The sequence below is a fragment of the Sphingomonas molluscorum genome (assembly GCF_039522995.1).
Taxonomy (GTDB): Bacteria; Pseudomonadota; Alphaproteobacteria; order Sphingomonadales; family Sphingomonadaceae; genus Sphingomonas; species Sphingomonas molluscorum.
The window spans coordinates 343,825-363,006 of the sequence record NZ_BAAAEL010000015.1; the positions used below are offsets into that span (position 1 = coordinate 343,825).

The window sequence follows — 19,182 nt, forward strand, 5'->3', positions numbered from 1 at the left end:
GGGCGAACGGAGGGCAGGGGGCCCAACGCGTCCGTGATCCATACACTCGCCTTTTATCTCTTCGCCGCGGTGGTGATCGTGTCGGCGGCGCTGACGATCACGTCGCGCAACCCGGTCCACGCCGTCCTCTGGCTGATCCTCGCGTTCTTCAACGCGGCCGGCCTGATGGTGCTCGTCGGTGCCGAGTTCATCGCGATGCTGCTCGTCATCGTCTATGTGGGCGCGGTCGCCGTGCTGTTCCTGTTCGTGGTCATGATGCTCGACATCGACTTCGCGGAGCTGCGCGCGGGCTTCGTCCGCTACCTGCCGCTGGGCCTGGTGCTCGCGGTGGCGCTGGTGGCCGAGATCCTGATCGCGGTCGGCGCCTGGTCGGCAGGCCGCATCGAGCTCGGCCGGCGCATCGCGCCGATCGACGGCGCGCTCCCGAACATCGAGGCGATCGGCCACCTGCTCTACACGCGCTATCTCTACGTCTTCGAAGGCGCGGGGCTGGTGCTGCTGGTCGCCATGATCGGCGCGATCGTGCTCACGCACCGCAACCGCACCGACAGCCATCGCCAGAACGTCAGCCGCCAGGTCAATCGTCGTTCCAAGGACGCGACCCGCAACGTCAATCAGCCCGTCGGGCAGGGAGTGGAGCTGTGATCGGTCTGATCCATTATCTGGTCGTGGGAGCGATCCTGTTCACGCTCGGCGTGCTCGGCATCTTCCTCAACCGGAAGAACCTGATCGTGCTGCTGATGGCGATCGAGCTGATCCTGCTCAGCGTGAACATCAACTTCGTGGCCTTCTCCTCCTACCTGGGCGACCTTGTGGGGCAGGTGTTCGCGATGTTCGTGCTCACCGTGGCCGCCGGCGAAGCCGCCATCGGCCTGGCGATCCTGGTGATCTATTTCCGTGGCCGCGGCTCGATCTCGGTCGACGACGTCAACCGGATGAAGGGGTGATCATTCGGTGATCCAGCTTATCGTTCTCCTGCCGCTCCTGGCCGCCGCGATCGCGGGCCTGAGCAACCGTGCGTTCGGCACCGCATTTCCCAAGATCGTGACCACGGGCGCGCTGTTCGCCTCGTGCGCCATGTCCTGGCCGATCTTCATCGGCTTCATGACGGGCACGCAGGTCCCGCACGTCGAGCCGCTGTTCACCTGGATCGTTTCCGGGGACATGGACATCGCCTGGGCGCTGCGCGTCGATGCGATGACGGCCGTGATGCTGGTGGTGATCACCAGCGTGTCCGCGCTCGTCCACCTCTATAGCTGGGGCTATATGAGCGAGGACCCGTCGCAGCCGCGCTTCTTCGCCTATCTCTCGCTGTTCACCTTCGCGATGCTGATGCTCGTGACGGCGAACAACCTGGTGCAGATGTTCTTCGGCTGGGAAGGGGTGGGTCTCGCGTCCTACCTGCTGATCGGCTTCTGGTACTATAAGCCCAGCGCCAATGCCGCCGCGATCAAGGCGTTCGTCGTCAACCGCGTCGGCGATCTCGGCTTCATGCTCGGCATCTTCGGCACCTTCCTGGTCTTCGGCACCGTCTCCATTCCGGAGATCCTGGCCGCGGCACCCGGCATGGCAGGCTCCACCATCGGCTTCCTGGGCGCGCGCTTCGATACGATGACCGTGCTCTGCCTGCTGCTGTTCGTGGGCGCGATGGGCAAGTCGGCGCAGCTGGGCCTCCACACCTGGCTGCCGGACGCGATGGAAGGCCCGACCCCGGTGTCGGCGCTGATCCACGCGGCGACCATGGTCACCGCGGGCGTCTTCATGGTGTGCCGCCTGTCGCCGATGTTCGAGGCGAGCCCGACGGCGCTCACCGTCGTCACCATCGTCGGCGCCGCGACCTGCCTGTTCGCCGCGACGATCGGCCTGGTGCAGACCGACATCAAGCGCGTGATCGCCTATTCGACCTGCTCGCAGCTCGGCTACATGTTCTTCGCGGCCGGCGTCGGCGCCTATGGCGCGGCGATGTTCCACCTGTTCACCCACGCCTTCTTCAAGGCGCTGTTGTTCCTGGGTGCGGGCTCGGTGATCCACGCGATGCACCACGAACAGGACATGCGCTTCTACGGTGGCCTTCGGAAGTCGATCCCGCTCACCTTCTGGGCGATGATGGCGGGCACGCTCGCGATCACCGGCGTGGGCATCTACGGCGTGGGCGGCTTTGCGGGTTACCACTCGAAGGACGCGATCCTCGAGGCGGCGTTCGCGGCCGGCGGCACCGGTACGCTGGCGTTCTACGTCGGCGCCTTCGCCGCGCTGCTGACCAGCTTCTACTCGTGGCGCCTGATCTTCCTGACCTTCTTCGGCACGCCGCGCTGGGCCGCGTCGGAGCACATCCAGCATGCGCTCCACGACGCCCACGGCCATGGCCATGACGCGCACGGTCACGACGACCACGCCCATGCCCACGCTGCCGCGGACTCGCACGGCCAGGAAGTGCACGCGGATGCCGAGGACGCGGGCCATGCGCCTTCGACCCATGCGGCGCATGCGGACCAGATTCCGGCCGGGACCGGCGGCTATCATCCGCACGAAAGCCCGCTGCCGATGCTGGTGCCGCTGATCGTGCTGACGGTGGGCGCCGTGGCTGCAGGCTTCGTGTTCAACCCGTGGTTCATCGGGGCAGAGGAGGGCGCGCGCTTCTGGGGCGGCAGCCTGTTCTTCAACGAACACCTGATGCACGCGATGCACGAGGTGCCGATGCTGGTGAAGCTGGCGGCGACGATCGTCATGATCCTCGGCTTCGTGGCGGCGCTGGTCACCTATGTGCTCAAGCCCGGTACGTCGCGCCGCACGGCAACCGCCCTGCGTCCGCTGCACCAGTTCCTGCTGCGCAAGTGGTACTTCGACGAGCTGTACAACCTGATCTTCGTCCGTCCGGCGTTCGCGCTCGGCCGCTTCTTCTGGAAGCGCGGCGACGAGGGCACCATCGACCGGTTCGGGCCTAACGGCTCGGCCGCGGTGGTGGCACTGGGCAGCCGCGTCGCGGTCAAGATGCAGACCGGCTATCTCTACACCTATGCCTTCGTCATGCTGATCGGCCTGACGGCGGCGGTCACCTGGGCGATCGCGTCGTGATCGGCGGCGCGGGCGCACCGGCCGTGCGCGGCACCGGGATGGCCGAACAAGCAATGGGGGGTCCGGCAATGGCCGGCTATGTAACGATCCTGGTTCGGGGGTTCGCGAAGTGATGGAGTTCCCGATCCTGTCGGTGATGCTGGCGGTCCCCGCGATCGCGGCTATCGCCTGCCTGTTCGTCAAGGCGGAGGCGGCGCGCTGGATCGCGCTCCTCGCCACGCTGGTCGATTTCGCGCTGGGCATCCTGCTGTGGGCGTCGTTCGACGTCGGCGGTGCTCAGTGGCAGTTCGTCGAAGGCCCGATCAACGTCGGCGGCTTCAACTGGGCGCTCGGCATCGACGGCATCTCGCTGCTGCTGATCATGCTCAGCGTCTTCCTGATGCCGATCTGCATCGGCGCCAGCTGGAAGTCGGTGACGGATCGCGTGCCGGAATACATGGCCGCCTTCTGCCTTACCGAAGTGCTGATGATCGGCACCTTCGCGGCGCAGGACCTGCTGCTGTTCTACATCTTCTTCGAAGGTGGCCTGATCCCGATGTACCTGATCATCGGCATCTGGGGCGGGGCGAACCGGATCTACGCGTCGTACAAGTTCTTCCTCTACACGCTGCTCGGCTCGGTGCTGATGCTGATCGCGATGATCTACATCCGCTCGACCGCCGGCACGACTGACATCCCGACGCTGATGGCGTACGACTTCCCGCCGCAGGTCCAGACCTGGCTGTGGCTGGCGTTCTTCGCATCGTTCGCGGTCAAGATGCCGATGTGGCCGGTCCACACCTGGCTTCCGGACGCGCACGTGCAGGCGCCGACCGCGGGCTCGGTCATCCTGGCGGGCGTGCTGCTGAAGCTCGGCGGCTACGGCTTCCTGCGCTTCTCGCTGCCGATGTTCCCGGACGCCTCGGGCGATCTCGCCTGGCTCGTGTTCCTGCTCTCGGCGGTGGCGGTGGTCTACACCTCGCTCGTCGCGCTGGTGCAGTCGGACATGAAGAAGCTGATCGCCTATTCGTCGGTCGCGCACATGGCGATCGTGACCATCGGCCTGTTCGCCTTCAACCGGCAGGGCATTGAAGGCGCGATGATCATGATGCTCAGCCACGGCCTGGTGTCGGGCGCGCTGTTCCTGTGCGTGGGCGTCATCTACGACCGCCTGCACACCCGTGAGATCGCCCGCTACGGCGGTCTGGCGGAGAACATGCCGCGCTATGCCGTGTTCTTCCTGTTCTTCACCATGGCATCGATCGGCCTGCCGGGGACCAGCGGCTTCGTCGCCGAGTTCCTCAGCCTCGCCGGCCTCTACCAGGTGTCGACCTGGGCGGCGCTGATCTGCACCACCAGCATCATCCTGGGTGCTGCCTACATGCTCTACCTCTATCGTCGGGTCGCCTATGGCCCGCTCGACAAGGAAGACGTGCGGGCGATGCCGGACCTGTCGGTGCGCGAGATCGCGCTGCTGGCACCGGTCGCGGCCGTAGCGCTCTGGATGGGTGTCTATCCGGAAAGCTTCATGGCGCCGATGCGCAACGACGTCACCACGCTGCTGGCCCGCATCGAACGTGCGACCCCAGCCAGCGATTCCCGACCCACCCCCGGCAACCCCGAAGCGGCTGCGGCCGCGGCGGCTGAGCACGGCGGCGAAGCGGCGCACGGCGCCCCTGCACACTCCGAGGCGCACTGATGAGCTACGCATCCCAACTCGCGACGACCCTGCCGGAGCTCGTGCTCGCGGCCGGCGCGATCGTGCTGATGCTCGTCGCCGCCTGGGGCGGGCAGCGCTCGACCCGCGCGGTCAGCATCGCCTCCGTCTTCGTCCTGGTGGGCGCGGGCATCGCGCTCGTCGGCCCGGCCTCGTCGGGGACGACCGCGTTCGGCGGCATGTACCGTGCCGACGCCTTCGCGGCGTACGCGAAGGTGCTGATCTACGCGGCCTCGGCGATAGCGATCATGGTGGCCCCGCGCTTCTTCGCGCAGACGGCCGGCGATAACCTGAAGCCGGAATATCCGATCCTCATCCTGCTCTCGTGCACCGGCATGGGCATGATGGTGTCGGCGGGCGACATGCTGCTGCTCTACGTCGGCCTCGAGCTGCAGAGCCTTGCCGCCTACGTCCTCGCCAGCTTCATGCGCCGCGACACGCGCTCGGCCGAAGCCGGCCTGAAGTACTTCGTCCTCGGCGCGCTCGCCTCGGGCATCCTGCTCTACGGCATCAGCCTGGTGTACGGCTTCAGCGGCACGACCCTCTTCGTCGACATCGCCCAGGCCTATGCCGGCGACCTCGGCGGCGATCGTTCGCTCGGCCTGCTGTTCGGCCTGGCGTTCGTGTTCGCGGGCATCGCGTTCAAGATGTCGGCCGTGCCGTTCCACATGTGGACGCCGGACGTGTACGAGGGCGCACCGACCCCGGTCACCGCCTTCTTCGCCTCGGCGCCCAAGGTGGCGGCGATCGGCCTCGGCATGCGCGTCGCGGTCGAGGCGATGGGCCCGGCGACCGCCGACTGGCGCCAGATCGTGATCTTCGCCTCGCTCGCGTCGATCGTGCTCGGTGCGGTCGCGGCGATCGGCCAGACCAACATCAAGCGCCTGCTCGCCTATTCGTCGATCAACAACGTCGGCTTCGCGCTCGTCGGCCTCGCTGCCGGCACGCCGGAGGGCGTCGCCTCGGTGCTGTTCTACATGGCGATCTACATCGTCATGACGCTCGGCTCCTTCCTGGTGGTGCTGCAGATGCGCGACGTCGCGGGTCGCCCGATCGAGACGATCGCCGGCTTCGCCGGCCTGTCGCGCTCGCATCCGGGCCTCGCCGCTGCGCTCGCGATCATGATGTTCTCGCTCGCAGGCATCCCGCCGCTGCTCGGCTTCAATGCCAAGCTGGAGGTGTTCAACGCCGCAGTTCAAGCCGACCTGTTCGTGCTGGCGGTGGTTGCGGTGATCGGCTCGGTACCGGGCGCCTATTACTACCTCCGCATCGTCAAGACGCTCTACTTCGACGCACCGGCAGAGGGCGTTGCCGTTCGCACCGATCGCTTCGAGGGCGGCCTGCTCGCGGCGAGCGCCGTGTTCATCTCGCCGGTGGGCTGGTTCCTGCTCGCCCCGCTTGGCGCCTGGACCATGACGGCGGCACGGTCGCTGTTCTGACGACCATCCGCGTCGTTGCGGAGACCGGCTCCACCAACGCCGACCTGTTGGCGTTGGCTGGGGCCGGTCTCGCATCCGAAGGCCTGTGGCTGCGCGCCGAGCGCCAGACCGCGGGCCGCGGCCGCCTCGGCCGCGCCTGGGTCTCGCCCCCCGGCAACTGCTACGCCAGCACCGCCGTGTGCCTGCGCCCTACCGATCCGCCCGCATCCACGCTCGCCTTCGTGGCCGCCGTGGCGCTGGACGAGGCGGTGCGCGTCTATCTTCCGCAAGCGGCGGGGCTCGCGCTCAAATGGCCCAACGACCTGCTGGTCGACGGCGCCAAGCTTTCGGGCATGTTGCTGGAGCGGGCAGGGGACACAGTCGTGATCGGCATCGGCGTCAACCTCGCCCACCATCCCGACCTCGCCGACCGCGCCACCACCAGCCTCGCCGCGCACGGCGCCCAGGTCGCACCCGACGCGTTCCTGGAGACGCTGGCGGAATGCTTCGCGCGCTGGCTGGGCCGCTGGCGTGGGGAGGGGCTTGGGCCCATCCGCCAGTGCTGGCTCGATCGCGCCCACCCGCTCGGCACCGCGCTCACCGCGCGCCTGCCCGACGGCGGCAGCGTCACCGGGCTGTTCGACGGGCTCGATTCCGACGGGGCGTTGCTGCTGCGCTTGGCCGATGGCACGCGCCATGCCATGCACGCAGGCGACGTGCTGCTGGCCTGACGCCCGCACGCCCGCCACGAACCAAAGGGTAGAAGCCGCCATGCTGCTCGCGATCGACGCCGGCAACACCAACATCGTGTTCGCGCTGATGGAGGGGGAGACCATCCATGCGCGCTGGCGCATCGCGACCGATCCCCGGCGGACCGCCGACGAATATGCCGTGTGGCTGAGCCAGTTGCTCGCCCTGGAAGGCCATCAGCGCTCCGATGTCGACGGCGTGATGATCGGCACCGTCGTTCCGCGCGCGCTCCACAACCTCCAGGTGCTCGCCCGCAAATATTTCGGGACGGAGCCGGTGATCGCCGGCAGCGCTGCCGCGCCCTGGGGCTTCCCGCTCGACGTGGACGAGCCGCAGAACCTGGGCGCCGACCGCGCGCTCAACGTCATCGCTGCCCATGCCGAGCATCCCGGCGACCTGATCGTGATCGACTTCGGCACCGCCACCACCTTCGACGTCGTCGACTTTCGCGGTGCCTATAAGGGCGGCATCATCGCGCCCGGCATCAATCTCTCGCTCGACGCGCTGGTGACGGCGGCCGCCAAGCTGCCCCGCATCGCGATCGAGGCGCCGGCTGATTCCACCGTGATCGGCCGCAACACGGTCAGCCAGATGCACATCGGCATCTATTGGGGCTATGTCGCGATGATCGAGGGGCTGGTCGCCCGGCTGAAACAGGAGATCGGCCGCCCCGTGAAGGTCATCGCGACCGGCGGCCTCGCCATCCTGTTCGAACAGCGTACCCAGGTGTTCGACGTGGTGGAGGCGGACCTCACCTTGCGAGGGCTGGCGATGCTGTGGGCAAGAACCCATATAGCCGCCAAAGCCTGAAGAGATTTTGCAAAGTGGCACCGGCACGGCCGGGCCCCTCGTCGCGGGATGGCGGCGAGTTACCTGAAGAAAGAACCCAGTGACTCCCGGAAACGAACTTTTATTTGTCGCGCTCGGCGGATCGGGCGAGATCGGCATGAACGTCAATCTCTACGGAACCCAGGGCAAGTGGGTGATGGTCGATTGCGGCATCACCTTTGCCGATCCGGCCTATCCCGGCATCGACGTGATGCTGCCCGACCTCCAGTTCATCGAAGATCGCCTGGACGACCTCGTCGGCATCGTCATCACCCACGGGCATGAGGATCACATCGGCGGGCTGCCCTACCTCGCCGCCGACCTCGACGTGCCGATCTACGCCACGCCGTTCACGGCCGGCCTGATCCGCGGCAAGCTCGAGGAAGAGGGCATCGCCGACACCGTCGAGCTCAAGGTGATCGAGCGCGCCGGCAGCTTCCGGGCGGGCCCGTTCGGCTTCCGCTTCGTGCCGCTCGCCCACTCGATCCCGGAGGCGAACGCGCTCCTGATCGACACGCCGCACGGCCGCGTGTTCCATACCGGCGACTGGAAGCTCGACAAGACCACGCTGGTCGGCGCAGCTTCCACCCCGGCCGAGCTGGAAGCGATCGGCGACGAAGGCGTGTTCGCGCTGGTCTGCGATTCCACCAACGTCCTCAACGACACCGCCTCGGGTTCCGAGGATGACGTCTACGCAGGGCTGCTCGACACGGTCGCCAGCGCGCGAGGCCGCGTCATGGTCACCACCTTCGCCTCCAACGCCGCGCGCCTCTCGACGCTAGGCAAGGTCGCGCAGGAGACCGGCCGCGCCGTCTGCGTCGCCGGCCGCTCGCTCGACCGCATCCTGCGCGTCGCCCGCGCCACCGGCTACCTGACGGACTTCCCGGCGACCGTCGATTTCGACACCGCCATGTCGATGCCCCGCAATGAGGTGCTGATCATCGCCACCGGCGGCCAGGGCGAGCCGCGCGCGGCCCTCGCCCGCGTGGCGGAGGGCAGCCACCAGATCAGCCTGGAGCAGGGCGACCGCGTCGTCTTCTCCTCCAAGCAGATCCCCGGCAACGAAGTCGCGATCGGCCGCATCATGAACGCGCTTGCGACCAAGGGCGTGGAGATGATCACCGATCGCCAGGCGCACGTCCACGTCTCCGGCCACCCCGGCCGGCCGGAACTCGCGGCCATGTACAAGTGGATCCGCCCCGATCTGGTCGTGCCGGTCCATGGTGAAGCCCGCCATCTCGCCGAGCACACCCGCTTCGCGCTGGCACAGGGCGTGCCCGATGCGATCACGCAGCAGAACGGCGACATCCTGCGCCTCGCCCCCGGTGATCCGCGCCGCATCGGCCATGCCGTGGTCGGCCGCCTGGCGCTCGACAGCGACGTTATCCTGCCGGCGGACGGCAACACCATCAACGAGCGCCGCCGCATCTCGCTCTACGGCCAGATGTCGGTCGCGGTGGCGATCGACCGCCGCGGCAACCTGGTCGGCAGCCCGGTGGTCCGCGCCCAGGGCGTGCCGGTCGAGGACGAGCGCGACCCGTTCCTGGAGGAAGCCGCCGACGCCGCCGAGGCTGCGGTGCGCAAGGGCGGTCGCGACCGCGAGAAGCTGCGCGAGCAGCTTCGCCTGGCGGTACGCCGCGTCGCGACCCGCTGGACCGGCAAGAAGCCGATCGTGGACGTCCTCCTGATCGAGGCCTGAGGGATATGCGCTGGCAGTCGGCATTGGCGATCTACCTGCTGTTCTGGGTGCTCAGCGCATTCCTCGTCCTGCCGTTCGGCATGCGCACGGCCGAGGAGGCGGGCCATGCCCACGTCCCCGGCCAGGCCGAAAGCGCCCCGGCCCATTTCGCCCCCGGCAAGATCGCGCTGCGCACCACGATCGTCTCGCTCGTGCTCTTCGGCGCCTTCTACCTCAACTATATCTATGGCTGGCTGACCCCGGAGAACCTCGACTTCTTCGGCTAGCCGAGGATCGCGGCCACCGCGTGCCGGCAGCCAACCGTGCTCCTGCGCAGGCAGGAGCCCAGAGCCACAAGCGGCGTGCTTCATAACCCTGGGCTCCTGCTTCCGCAGGAGCACGGCGTGGTACGGGCAGGGCGACTCCTCGCCAGCGCCGCCCACCTGGACCCCGGCCTCCGCCGAGGTACGAACACGGGCAGGCTGCGGCCAAAGCCAAACCCCCGCAACTAGCCACCGGCTCACCCCTAAAGCCCCAACCCGTAACCCGGCGAAGGCCGGGGCCCAGTTGCGACGCCGCCCGAGATCGGCGGCACACCCGCCCCACGAGCCCGCTACCGAAGCACCCCCACTCCGACTAAGCTCCGCGCCATGACGGCAGCGCACCCCCTCGACCTCCCAGCCCTCTCCGCGCTCCGCGGTCGCCACGCGCGCTTTGCCGTCGTCCACGGCGCAGCCCGTCGCTACCACCCAGCATACGGCGTCTTCGCCGCGCTCCCGGACGACGCCGAGCCCAGCCTCACCAGCCTTGCCGCGCTGGCGATCGAGCATGGCGACGTGGCACTGCTTCAGCCGGACGCGCCTCCGCCGATCCCCGGCCTCGCCGTCGTGTCCCAGGACCTCGGCGTCCAGATGGTGGCAACGCAAGTCACCGACGCGAGCGCACCCGACGCCGCCATCATCGCGCTCGGCGACGCCGACGCGCCCGAGATGCTGGCGCTCGCCACCCTCACCGAGCCCGGCCCGTTCTTCGAAAAGACTCACCAGCTCGGCAGCTTCGTCGGCATCCGCCAGCACGGCCGCCTAGTCGCCATGGCCGGCGAGCGCATGCAGCCCGACGGCTTCACCGAGGTGAGCGGCGTCTGCACCCATCCCGACCATCGCGGCCGCGGATACGCCGCCGCGCTGATGCGCCGCGTCGCCGCCGGCATCCTCGCCCGCGGGGACACGCCGTTCCTCCACGCCTATGCCAGCAACCAGGCCGCGATCGCCCTCTACGAACGCCTGGGCTTCCGCCACCGCCGCGAGATCCTGATGACGCGCCTAACTACTGCCTGATCCGCCCGCGCTTGCCATTCCGCCGCCCCATGTTGGATGATCGCCCGATGGACCTCCGCCGCGCGACCGTTTCGCTGGCAGCCCTGCTGCTGCTCTCCGCCCCCGCGGCCCGCGCACAATCGGCGCCCCCGGCAAAGCCGTTCGACGCAGTGACCGCCTGGGCGTCCTTCGAAACCCTGCTGCGGGAGCGCTACGGCTATTTCGACCGTCCCGGCATCAACGGTAACGCCATCCTCTCCGCCTTCGCCGAACAGGCCCGCCGCGCGCCGGACGACAAGGCCTTTATCGAAACGCTCCAGCTCGTCGCGCACAATTTCGCCGACCCGCACTTCGTCGTCGGCCCGCTCGACCTGGAAGACTGGGCCGTCATCCCGACCGCCTCGGACCTGTTCGGCACCTTCGACGGCACCGCGTTCCGGATCGAAGAGGTGCGGGCCGACAGCGACGCGCTCGCCAAGGGCCTGAAGCCCGGCATGGTCGTGCGGGCCCTGGACGGCCGGTCACCGCGCGCAACGGTTGAGACCATCACCGGCCGGCCCTTCGCGACGCTCGTCCCGGCCCAGATCGACTTCGCCTTCAACATGGCCCTCGCCGGCACTCGCCGGCGCCCGCGCACGCTGGAGCTCGTCGATGGGCACCGCCGCCGCACCGTCGCCCTCGCCGCCACCACCGATCAGGCGAAGCGGGTGCAGGAAGGCCCGCTGCTCAGCGTCGAGCGGCAGGGTACGCTCGGCATCCTGCGCATCCACAACTCGCTCGGCGATCAAGCCTTGATCGCGCAATTCTCGCAGGCGCTGGCAGGCCTCGCCGACACCACCACGCTGCTGATCGACCTGCGCAACACGCCCAGCGGCGGCAACACCAGCGTCGCGCGCGGCATCCTCGGCCATTTCGTCGACCACGACCGGCCCTATCAGGTGCACGTCGTCCCCTATGAGTCGCGCGTGCTCGGGCCGCCGCGCCGGTTCGCAGAGTATGTCGCCCCCTTCGGCGCGCGCTACGGGGGCAAGGTCTATGTCGCCGGCGGCCGCTGGACGGGCAGCATGGGGGAGGGGCTGATGATCGGCTTCGACGCGATCGGCGCCACCACGGTGGGCAGCGATCTGGGCGACCTGCTCGGTGCGCTGAGCAACGAGACGATCGACGGCTCCGCGGCCAGGATCGACCTCGGCACGGAACAGCTCTTCACGGTCGATGGCCTCCCGCGCGAGGCCTATCGCCCGCGCCTCTACCTTCCCCGTGCCGAGCGCGACGGCAGCCACGATCCGGTGCTGGCGGCTATCGGGCGCTAGGCGGGTCCCGGCGGGGCTGCGCGTCGAGCTGGCGGACCAGCGCGTCGAACATGTCGTCGGCGGGCGGCTCGAACGCCGCATCCAGCATGGTGCCGACCGCCTCCTGTGCCACCTCGGGCGCGCGGGTGTCGCGGTGGCGTTCGAACAGCGCCTCGACCAGGAAGCGCGTTCCCTCCCGCGACTTGATGAGCGCGTCGGCGGGAAAGGCGAGCGCCTGGCGCACCCCGGCGACCGAGGAGGCGTTGCGCAGATTGTAGCGCGCAGACTGGACGATGTGCTGGATCACCTCGCGCCGCTCGACCGAGCCCAACTCCGTCACCACCGACAGCCGGTGCAGCGCATAGAGTCCCAGGACGGCGGACAGCAGGAAGAAGAACTCCCAATGCGCGATGCCGACGCCGAACAGCTCGGCGGTGCCGCTCGGGCTCGTCCAGTCGATCGACAGGTGCAGCTTGCGTGCCGCGAAGAACTCGGTCAGCCAGCCGCCGACGATCGGCGCGGCGCCGGATGCCAGCGCCCCCACCAGCGCGTTGGTCGCCATGTAGCTGGTGGCCGCGCCCGCCGGGCTCAGCTTGATGACGATGTTGCCCGCCGCAAGCCCGACGCCGGCCTGGGCGGCGCCCATCACCAGGTGCAGCGCCAGCAGATAGGCCGGTCGCGACAGCTCGCCGGTGAAGTCGTCGGCAAAGATCATCCCGGCGACGCACAGCAGGTAGAGGGGGGAGGCGACCGTCAGCACCGACTTGTTGGTGAACCGGTCGGACAGGCTTCCCCAGCCGCGCACCACCGCCGCATTGGCGAGCTGGCTCGCCACCGTCAGGGTGAGGACAAAGCCCACCGAAAAGCCCAGCTCACGCACGAAATAGACGGTGAAGAACGGCGTCGCCAGGTTCACCGCGAACTGCCAGCTCGCCAGGTAGCGCAGCACCGAGCGGAAGTTGCGATCGCGCAGCGGCCGCAGCAGCAGCCTTCGCAGCGATGGCCGCCCGCGGCGCCGTCCCATCCACGGCTCCGGCACTCGCGCCAGCGCCGCGGTGCTCGCCAGCCCGCACAGGAAGCCGATCAGGTACAGCGCCACATAGACGCGGTCGCCGCCCGCGTCCGATCGTCCCGCGCGTTGGAGGGCGAACGCTGCCAGCAGGGTCGCCACCGCCCCCACCACCGTTCCATAGAGGTTGCGGCGCGCGAAGAACGCTCCCAGCTGCTCTTCGGGCAGCAGGTCGCGCATCCAGCTGTTCCAGCTGCAGGCGCCCACCGCATTCAGGCCGTAGTGGAGCAGCGCTGCGGCGACGAGCACGCCGACGGCGATGTTCCGGTCGGGGATCAGCGGAACCGCCGCATAGACCGGCAGCGCCAGCCGCGCGCCGAACACGCAGGCGACCGAGATCAGCCGCCGCCGCCGCACCCGCTCCACCAGGGTCACGGCCGGGGCCTGGAGCATCTGGGTCAGGAGCGGGATGGCCGCGATCACGCCGATCTCGATCTCGCTCGCCCCGATATGCAGCGCCAGCGCCAGCAGCACCACGCCGCTGTTGAGCGCGCCGATCGCGGTGGCAAAGGCGGCATCGATCAGCAGGAAGCGCAAGCCGCGCTCGCGCGCTTCCGGCGAGATCGTCGCCCGGGGAGCCAGAATGGTACGCAGCACCGCAGAAGGCATCGGCAACACCCCGCCGGCTTTGACTTGCAGACCCGGCTAGAGCGGCGGGCGGCCCCAGAAGTTGCATCGCGGCCGCGATATCGGCCAGCGGCCAGGCGGCAACCCTGCCGCCGGAACGCCGGCGGGGGCTTTCCTACAGCGCGCGCCTCTGATCTGACTCGCCGAGCACACGTCCCGGTGGCGGCCTTCCGGCGCCGTCCGTCGGGGATGCGGGGAGGGCGGTTCTTGGACTAACTTTCGACTAACTTTCCGCGACGCGACTCAGCCGCGCAGCCGCTCGATCGCCTGGGCGAGCGCGACGTAGAGCTTGCCCATGTCCGACGACAGCAGCGTCACGCCCAGCGGCGATCCGTCGCGCAGCGTCAGGATCTGGCGCAGCATCGCCTCGAAGTCGTGGATGTAGCGGTTCACCTGCTCGCGGAAGCCCGCATCCTCGTCATAGAATTGGGCGATCTCGCGCGCCTGGGCGGAGTCGATCAGCTTGACGGCTCGGCGGGTAAAGACGCCCCGGTCGCCCTTCAGATACGCGGCCCAGGCGGCGTCGGTCACTTCCTGCGAGAAGGCGCGGGTGATGTCGATCGAGGCCGAGTGCATCGCCTCGATCAGTAGCGACACCCGGCGCGCCAGCGTGTCCGTGTCGGACGCCTCGCGCTCCGCCTCATGCTCGGCAAGGCGCGCTTCCATGGCGGCGCTGGTCTCGGCGATCTGGCCGAGCTGCTGCGCCAGCCGATCGGAGGCGCGGTGGGCGGTCTCGACCGCCTTGGTCGCAGCCTCGCCGAGGGCCGTGACCTGCTGCACGACCGCTCGATCGATCGCACGTGAAAGCGCGGCGGCGCTCTCGGTCTGGAGCCGCTTGGCCGCGGTCGGCACGATCCGGTCGAACGCGTTCTGCGCGTCCTCCGCGGTGCCCGTCGCGGTCGCGCGGATCTGTTCCAGCGCTTCGATCAGCTGGGGTGCCGCCTCCTCGGCGAAGCGCCGGGTGGTCGCGACCGTCGCATCGACGATGACATGGACCCCGTCCACGCGCTCGCGGCCCGTGTCCAACGTCTCGGCCATGGTACGTGCCGCGTCGTTCAGTGCCACGCGCTGGCCCTCTATCAGGGCGCCGACCTTTTCCACCGCCTGCTGCGTCGCCTCGGCGTCCTGCACCAGCGCGCGTACTTCCGGCGTGGTGCCGGCAACGGCGCCGCGCGTGATGGCGAGCCGCTGGTCCAGCCGCTCCAGCGCCGCCGGCAGCGTCTCGTCCAGCTCGCGCGCCGATGCGTCGAGCGCGGTCAGCAGCCGCTCGGCCGTGGTGATGACCTCCTGCGCCGTCGCATCGCCGTTGCGCATCGCCGCGGTGGTGGAGCCGATCAGGTTGCGCAGCGCGTCGATCGCCGCCGCCAGTGCCTGGGCGCGCTCGGTGCCGGTCGCATGCAGCGTGGCAAAGCGCGCGTCGACGTCGTCGATGCCCTCGGCCAGGGTGCGCACCAGCGCATCGCCTTCGCGGTGCCGCTCGTCCAGCGTCGCGCCAATCCGCGCCAGTCCCTCCTCGATGCGGGCAATGCGCGCGTCCAGCGCCTCGCCCCCCTCGCGCGCAGTACGCTCGATCGCCAGATGCTCGCGCTGGAGCCGCTCGATCGCGGCATCGCCCTCGGCGGCAAGTGCCGAGCGGGCGTTCTCGACCGCGCTGCCGGTCCGCTCCAACACCGCCTCGATCATGTCGACCATGCTGCCCGCGACCGTTTCGAGCCGTGCGCCGGCAAAGTCGCCCGCCGCCTCGATCCGTGCGAGATGCTGCGCCAGCCGCTCGCTCGCCGCTCCGGCCTCGCGGCCTGCGACGCGTCCATGCTCCGCCAGCTGTACCAGCCGGGTGTCGAGCTCGCCTGCCGAGCGCGTCGCCGCCTTGCCCGCGCGCTCTACCGCCTCGGCGATCTCGCTGATCTCGGTCCGGGCATCCGGCAGCGCCTGCACCAGCCGCTGCAATCGCTGCTCGGCCTCGCGCGCGGTGCCGCCCAGCAGGTCGGTGTGGCGCTTCAGCGCCTCGCTCTCCTGCGCCATGCCGCTGCGGATCACTGCCAGCCGTTCGCTGGCATTGCCGGCGAGCGCCAGCAGCGTGTTCGCCTGTTCCGCCAGTTCGGCGCGATTCGCCGCCAGCCGCTCGGTGAGCGCCGCGACCGATTGTTCCAGGCGCTCGGCCTCTGCGCGCAGCCCGCTCGCCACGTCGCCGAACCGCCGCGCTTCCGCCACGCTGTTGCGCTGGAAGACCAGCCACAGGATCGCCAGCAGCGTCGGCGGCACGCACAGCGCCGCCACGAAGCTCGCGACCTGCGGCGGAAAGGGACCGCTCCCCAGCCAAGGCCCCGCCAGCGACACCATCAGCGCCACCCACCCGAGCGCAAGCACCAGTACGACCACCGGCAGCAGCCAGCGCTTCGCCGAGGGCGCTTCCACTTCGGCCTCGTCCTGCGCGGGTTCGAACGAGCGACGCGTCTCGCCCGCATATGCCTGTACGTCTGGCGCCTGTTCGCCCGCGGTGCTGAAGCCGGAATCCATGGGGCGGGGCTGTAGCATTTATTGCGCCTGCGCAACACCGGCCGGCCTCTCGCCTCGGCGCGGTCGCGGGCGGATCAGTCGCGCCGGCGCAGCAGCTGCCAGTGAAGGCCGGACAGGCCCAGGGCACGGCGTTCCGCCACCACGGCATAGGGGTGGCCGCACGCGCGCACGTGCGCGGGAAAGGGGTGGTCGCCGTCCCGGTCGACCAGCACGAACGGCGCGGCCGGGCAGGGGGGAACCTGCACCTCCAGCGGATAGCCGCGCGCGGCCGCTGCCGCATCGAGCACCGCCGTCTCCCGATCGCGGTGCACCACCACCGTCGTCCCTTGAGGCGCGAGCGTGGCCATTGCGGCGATCGCCTGCCCCGGGTCGCCACGCTGGTCGCGGATCAGCAGCCGGTCGGTCGCGAGCATCGCCACCGCCCCCGCGAGCAGCGCCACGCCGACCGCCACCCTCGCGCGGGCACCGCGCCCGGCAAGCTGCGCCAGCCACTCGCCCAGCCACAGCAGCAGCCCGACGCTGCCGACCAGATAATATCGCGGCATCATGCTGTTGGGCAGCGCCAGCAGCGCCAGCACCAGCGGAAAGGCGATCGCGCTCCACAGCGCCAGGTCGCGCAGCCGGCTCCGAGGTGCCAGCAACAGCATCAGGGGTACGACCGCGCCCACCAGCGGCGGCAGGCCCAGCGTATAGTGGAGCAGCTGCGACAGCGCATGCGCCCAGCCGCCCCAGCTGTGCGGCTGCACCCCGCCCACGGCAAAGCCGGTCGCGCTCGTGTGCGCGGCAAGCCACATCAGCGCGACGATCCCCGCCATCGTCAGCAGGGCAGGGCCGAAGACGCGCAGCATCTCGCGCGCCACGGTGCGAGGGCCCACGACGCGCCGTCGCTCGATCACCGCCCAGCCGAGCAGCGCCGCCAGCCCGAAAACGATCGTCGCCTGGGCGAGCAGCCCCAATCCCAGCGCGATCGCGAGGCTCGCTGCTCCGGGCGCTCGTTCAGGGGCGGCGAGCCAGCGGTCGACCAGCAGCACCGCCGTCGCGAACGCCAGCAGCATCGGCGCATAGCCGCGCGCCTCCGATCCGTAGCAGACCAGCGCGGGCGACAGCGCGAACAATCCCGCCGTGATCGCCCCGGCCAGGGGGCTGCGTCGCCAGCCGATCGCCGCCGCCACGCCGATGGTGAGCGTGCCCGACGCGATCGCCAGCCCGCGCTGCAGCAGCGGCGGCGCATCGAACCCCACCCACTGCATCCACAGCGTGTTGAGGTGATGATTATTGTCGTGGTTGATCAGCCACAGGATGCCGAGCGGCGTCCCCGCATCGCGGGCGAACACCGCCGACCAAGCCTCGTCCAGCCACAGCGCCCCGGTGCCCGCCGCGATGCGCAGCGCGAGCCCTGCCGCGATCGCCGTCGCGACGGCCGCAAGCGCCCAGCGCTCGTCCCGCTTCCACACCCCCATTGGTACCCCCCGAGCTCAGGCTAGCGGGCAGGGGTCAGCGCGCATAGGCGTCGATCAGCGATCCTACGTAATCGGGGCTCTTCCCGCTCAGCTCCGCCACCGGCTTGTCCCCATAGATGAAGCCGTGCGCGGGATAGATGCTGCCGCCCAGTCCCTCGCTGTCGCGATACCAGACCTTTACCTGCGTCCAGTCGTTGTCGGGGGAGACGTCGAACAGCGTCACGTCCTGCTCCACCTGTCCGCGCGTGCCGCCGATGCGCGACCAGTTGGCATGGGTGACCATCAGCACGCGCTTGTCGACGATGCGGCTGACCACCGCGACATGGCCGAGCCGCAGCCGCTCAGACTTCGCCATTGCCAGCACCGCGCCGACCTTGGGTACGTGGCCGCGCTCGTACTTGCCCTTTGCCTGGTCCCACCAGGTCCAGGCATCGCCATAGATCTGCACGCCCGACGCGCTGCGCGCAAAGGGCACGCACTCGCCCGTATAGTCGAGCAGGGTTCGCGCGCCGGCGGGCAGCGTCGCGGTGACAGCAAGGGAGAGGCAGAGCGCGCCCCTGAGCAACGAAGCGAACATGAGGCGGTGGTAGCCCGGCTTCCTAACCTGTCGGTTAACGCCGGCGCAGGGAAGATCGCAAAAGCGTTGTCCTCAGCCCGCGCGCGCTTCGGACCGCGCCTCCATCAGGTCCCAAAGGCCACGATGCTGGGCGAGCAGCTGTTCCACCCCGAACAACATCGCGCGCTCGGTCGCCCGGTTGGTAGCGAGCATCGCCACCAGGTCGGCGGTCGCGGCCGAATCGGGCAGGGCGACCGGCACCGGGTCCAGACTTTGGCGGACTGCCGCCGCATCCAGCCCGGTCCGGATCGCCGGCCAGTCGAGCACCAGCGCGATCGCCGCACCCAGCGCACAGCCGCGCCGTTCCGATTGCGAGAGCATGTCGATCGCGTGGCGCTGTGCGGCGATGGCGGCTTCGGTATTGGCCTGGCCCGGCGTGCTCGGCATCGGCCCCGCCGCGGCGGCCAGCGCCACCAGATAACCGCGCTCCTGGGCAAAGCCTGCCGCCGCCTCGATCAGCCAGTCGCGCGCGAAGTCGAAGTCGCTATGGGCTGCCGCATATTCGATGACGCCCGGTTGCCGGCCGTGAAGGATGCAGAGGTGATGGGCGGCATCGGCGACGTCGCGCGGGTCGCACGCGTCCTGGGCGAGCGCCGCAAGCTGCGGCTGCCCGGCACTGCCATCGCGCTTCGCCAGCGACGACACCACGGACCATGCGTCCGGCGCCGTCGTGTTGATCACCCCACCCACGGGCCGGCCTCCTCCGTCACGTCCACTGCCCCGGGCCCGCCATGGCACCCGCTCATGCGCGAGGGCCTAGCAGAAGGGCGTAAACAGACGGTGCATGTGGCGTCGGGTCGCCACAAAAGAAAGACCCCGGAAAGCGCTGCTCTCCGGGGT

Annotated in this window: 16 protein-coding genes; 11 read left to right on the top strand and 5 right to left on the bottom strand. The window is 69.5% G+C overall.

Going from position 1 to position 19,182, the window contains the following annotated elements; genetic code table 11:
• Positions 1 to 33: 33 nt before the first annotated feature.
• From ABDZ92_RS15865 to ABDZ92_RS15915, 11 genes are all read left to right on the top strand, one after another.
• Positions 34 to 645 carry an NADH-quinone oxidoreductase subunit J gene (locus tag ABDZ92_RS15865; RefSeq protein ID WP_125960039.1) on the top strand — a complete coding sequence of 204 codons (612 nt, stop codon included), beginning with the start codon at positions 34 to 36 and terminating at the stop codon, positions 643 to 645.
• Positions 642 to 947, top strand: a complete 306-nt coding sequence (nuoK, locus tag ABDZ92_RS15870; protein ID WP_125960038.1) for an NADH-quinone oxidoreductase subunit NuoK — start codon at positions 642 to 644, stop codon at positions 945 to 947. Before ABDZ92_RS15865 ends, nuoK begins: the two co-directional genes overlap by 4 nt.
• Positions 948 to 954: 7 nt before the next feature.
• Complete coding sequence (gene nuoL, locus ABDZ92_RS15875; RefSeq protein WP_125960037.1) at positions 955 to 3,075, top strand: NADH-quinone oxidoreductase subunit L; 2,121 nt, start codon at positions 955 to 957, stop codon at positions 3,073 to 3,075.
• 109 nt (positions 3,076 to 3,184) lie between these two features.
• The gene (locus ABDZ92_RS15880) at positions 3,185 to 4,753 is read left to right on the top strand and encodes an NADH-quinone oxidoreductase subunit M (RefSeq protein WP_125960036.1); all 1,569 of its coding nucleotides are present in this window, start codon (positions 3,185 to 3,187) and stop codon (positions 4,751 to 4,753) included.
• The gene (gene nuoN / locus ABDZ92_RS15885; protein ID WP_125960035.1) at positions 4,753 to 6,210 is read left to right on the top strand and encodes an NADH-quinone oxidoreductase subunit NuoN; all 1,458 of its coding nucleotides are present in this window, start codon (positions 4,753 to 4,755) and stop codon (positions 6,208 to 6,210) included. Before ABDZ92_RS15880 ends, nuoN begins: the two co-directional genes overlap by 1 nt.
• Positions 6,207 to 6,920: a biotin--[acetyl-CoA-carboxylase] ligase gene (locus ABDZ92_RS15890; RefSeq protein WP_425542298.1), complete on the top strand. Its 714-nt coding sequence runs from the start codon at positions 6,207 to 6,209 to the stop codon at positions 6,918 to 6,920. Before nuoN ends, ABDZ92_RS15890 begins: the two co-directional genes overlap by 4 nt.
• Before the next feature lie 40 nt (positions 6,921 to 6,960).
• On the top strand, positions 6,961 to 7,749 hold the full coding sequence (locus ABDZ92_RS15895) for a type III pantothenate kinase (RefSeq protein WP_125960034.1): 789 nt from the start codon (positions 6,961 to 6,963) through the stop codon (positions 7,747 to 7,749).
• A gap of 79 nt (positions 7,750 to 7,828) precedes the next feature.
• Positions 7,829 to 9,466, top strand: a complete 1,638-nt coding sequence (locus ABDZ92_RS15900; protein WP_125960033.1) for a ribonuclease J — start codon at positions 7,829 to 7,831, stop codon at positions 9,464 to 9,466.
• Positions 9,467 to 9,471: 5 nt separating this feature from the next.
• Entirely contained in the window at positions 9,472 to 9,732 is a 261-nt protein-coding gene (locus ABDZ92_RS15905; protein ID WP_125960032.1) for a DUF1467 family protein, read from the top strand.
• Between the two features lie 363 nt (positions 9,733 to 10,095).
• Positions 10,096 to 10,782: a GNAT family N-acetyltransferase gene (locus ABDZ92_RS15910; protein WP_125960031.1), complete on the top strand. Its 687-nt coding sequence runs from the start codon at positions 10,096 to 10,098 to the stop codon at positions 10,780 to 10,782.
• 47 nt (positions 10,783 to 10,829) lie between these two features.
• Complete coding sequence (locus ABDZ92_RS15915) at positions 10,830 to 12,074, top strand: S41 family peptidase (protein ID WP_125960030.1); 1,245 nt, start codon at positions 10,830 to 10,832, stop codon at positions 12,072 to 12,074.
• Here the strand turns inward: ABDZ92_RS15915 and ABDZ92_RS15920 are convergent.
• The 5 genes from ABDZ92_RS15920 to ABDZ92_RS15940 form a co-directional block, all read right to left on the bottom strand.
• The gene (locus ABDZ92_RS15920; protein WP_164521216.1) at positions 12,061 to 13,719 is read right to left on the bottom strand and encodes an MFS transporter; all 1,659 of its coding nucleotides are present in this window, start codon (positions 13,717 to 13,719) and stop codon (positions 12,061 to 12,063) included. The genes ABDZ92_RS15915 and ABDZ92_RS15920 overlap by 14 nt on opposite strands.
• Positions 13,720 to 13,992: 273 nt before the next feature.
• On the bottom strand, positions 13,993 to 16,266 hold the full coding sequence (locus ABDZ92_RS15925; protein ID WP_164521215.1) for a coiled-coil domain-containing protein: 2,274 nt from the start codon (positions 16,264 to 16,266) through the stop codon (positions 13,993 to 13,995).
• Between the two features lie 74 nt (positions 16,267 to 16,340).
• Positions 16,341 to 17,726 (bottom strand): hypothetical protein, encoded by a 1,386-nt coding sequence (locus ABDZ92_RS15930; protein ID WP_272695311.1) that lies wholly within the window; start codon positions 17,724 to 17,726, stop codon positions 16,341 to 16,343.
• Positions 17,727 to 17,760: 34 nt separating this feature from the next.
• Complete coding sequence (locus tag ABDZ92_RS15935; protein WP_125960026.1) at positions 17,761 to 18,303, bottom strand: CHAP domain-containing protein; 543 nt, start codon at positions 18,301 to 18,303, stop codon at positions 17,761 to 17,763.
• Positions 18,304 to 18,375: 72 nt separating this feature from the next.
• On the bottom strand, positions 18,376 to 19,032 hold the full coding sequence (locus ABDZ92_RS15940) for a DUF6975 family protein (RefSeq protein WP_125960025.1): 657 nt from the start codon (positions 19,030 to 19,032) through the stop codon (positions 18,376 to 18,378).
• Positions 19,033 to 19,182 lie beyond the last annotated feature (150 nt).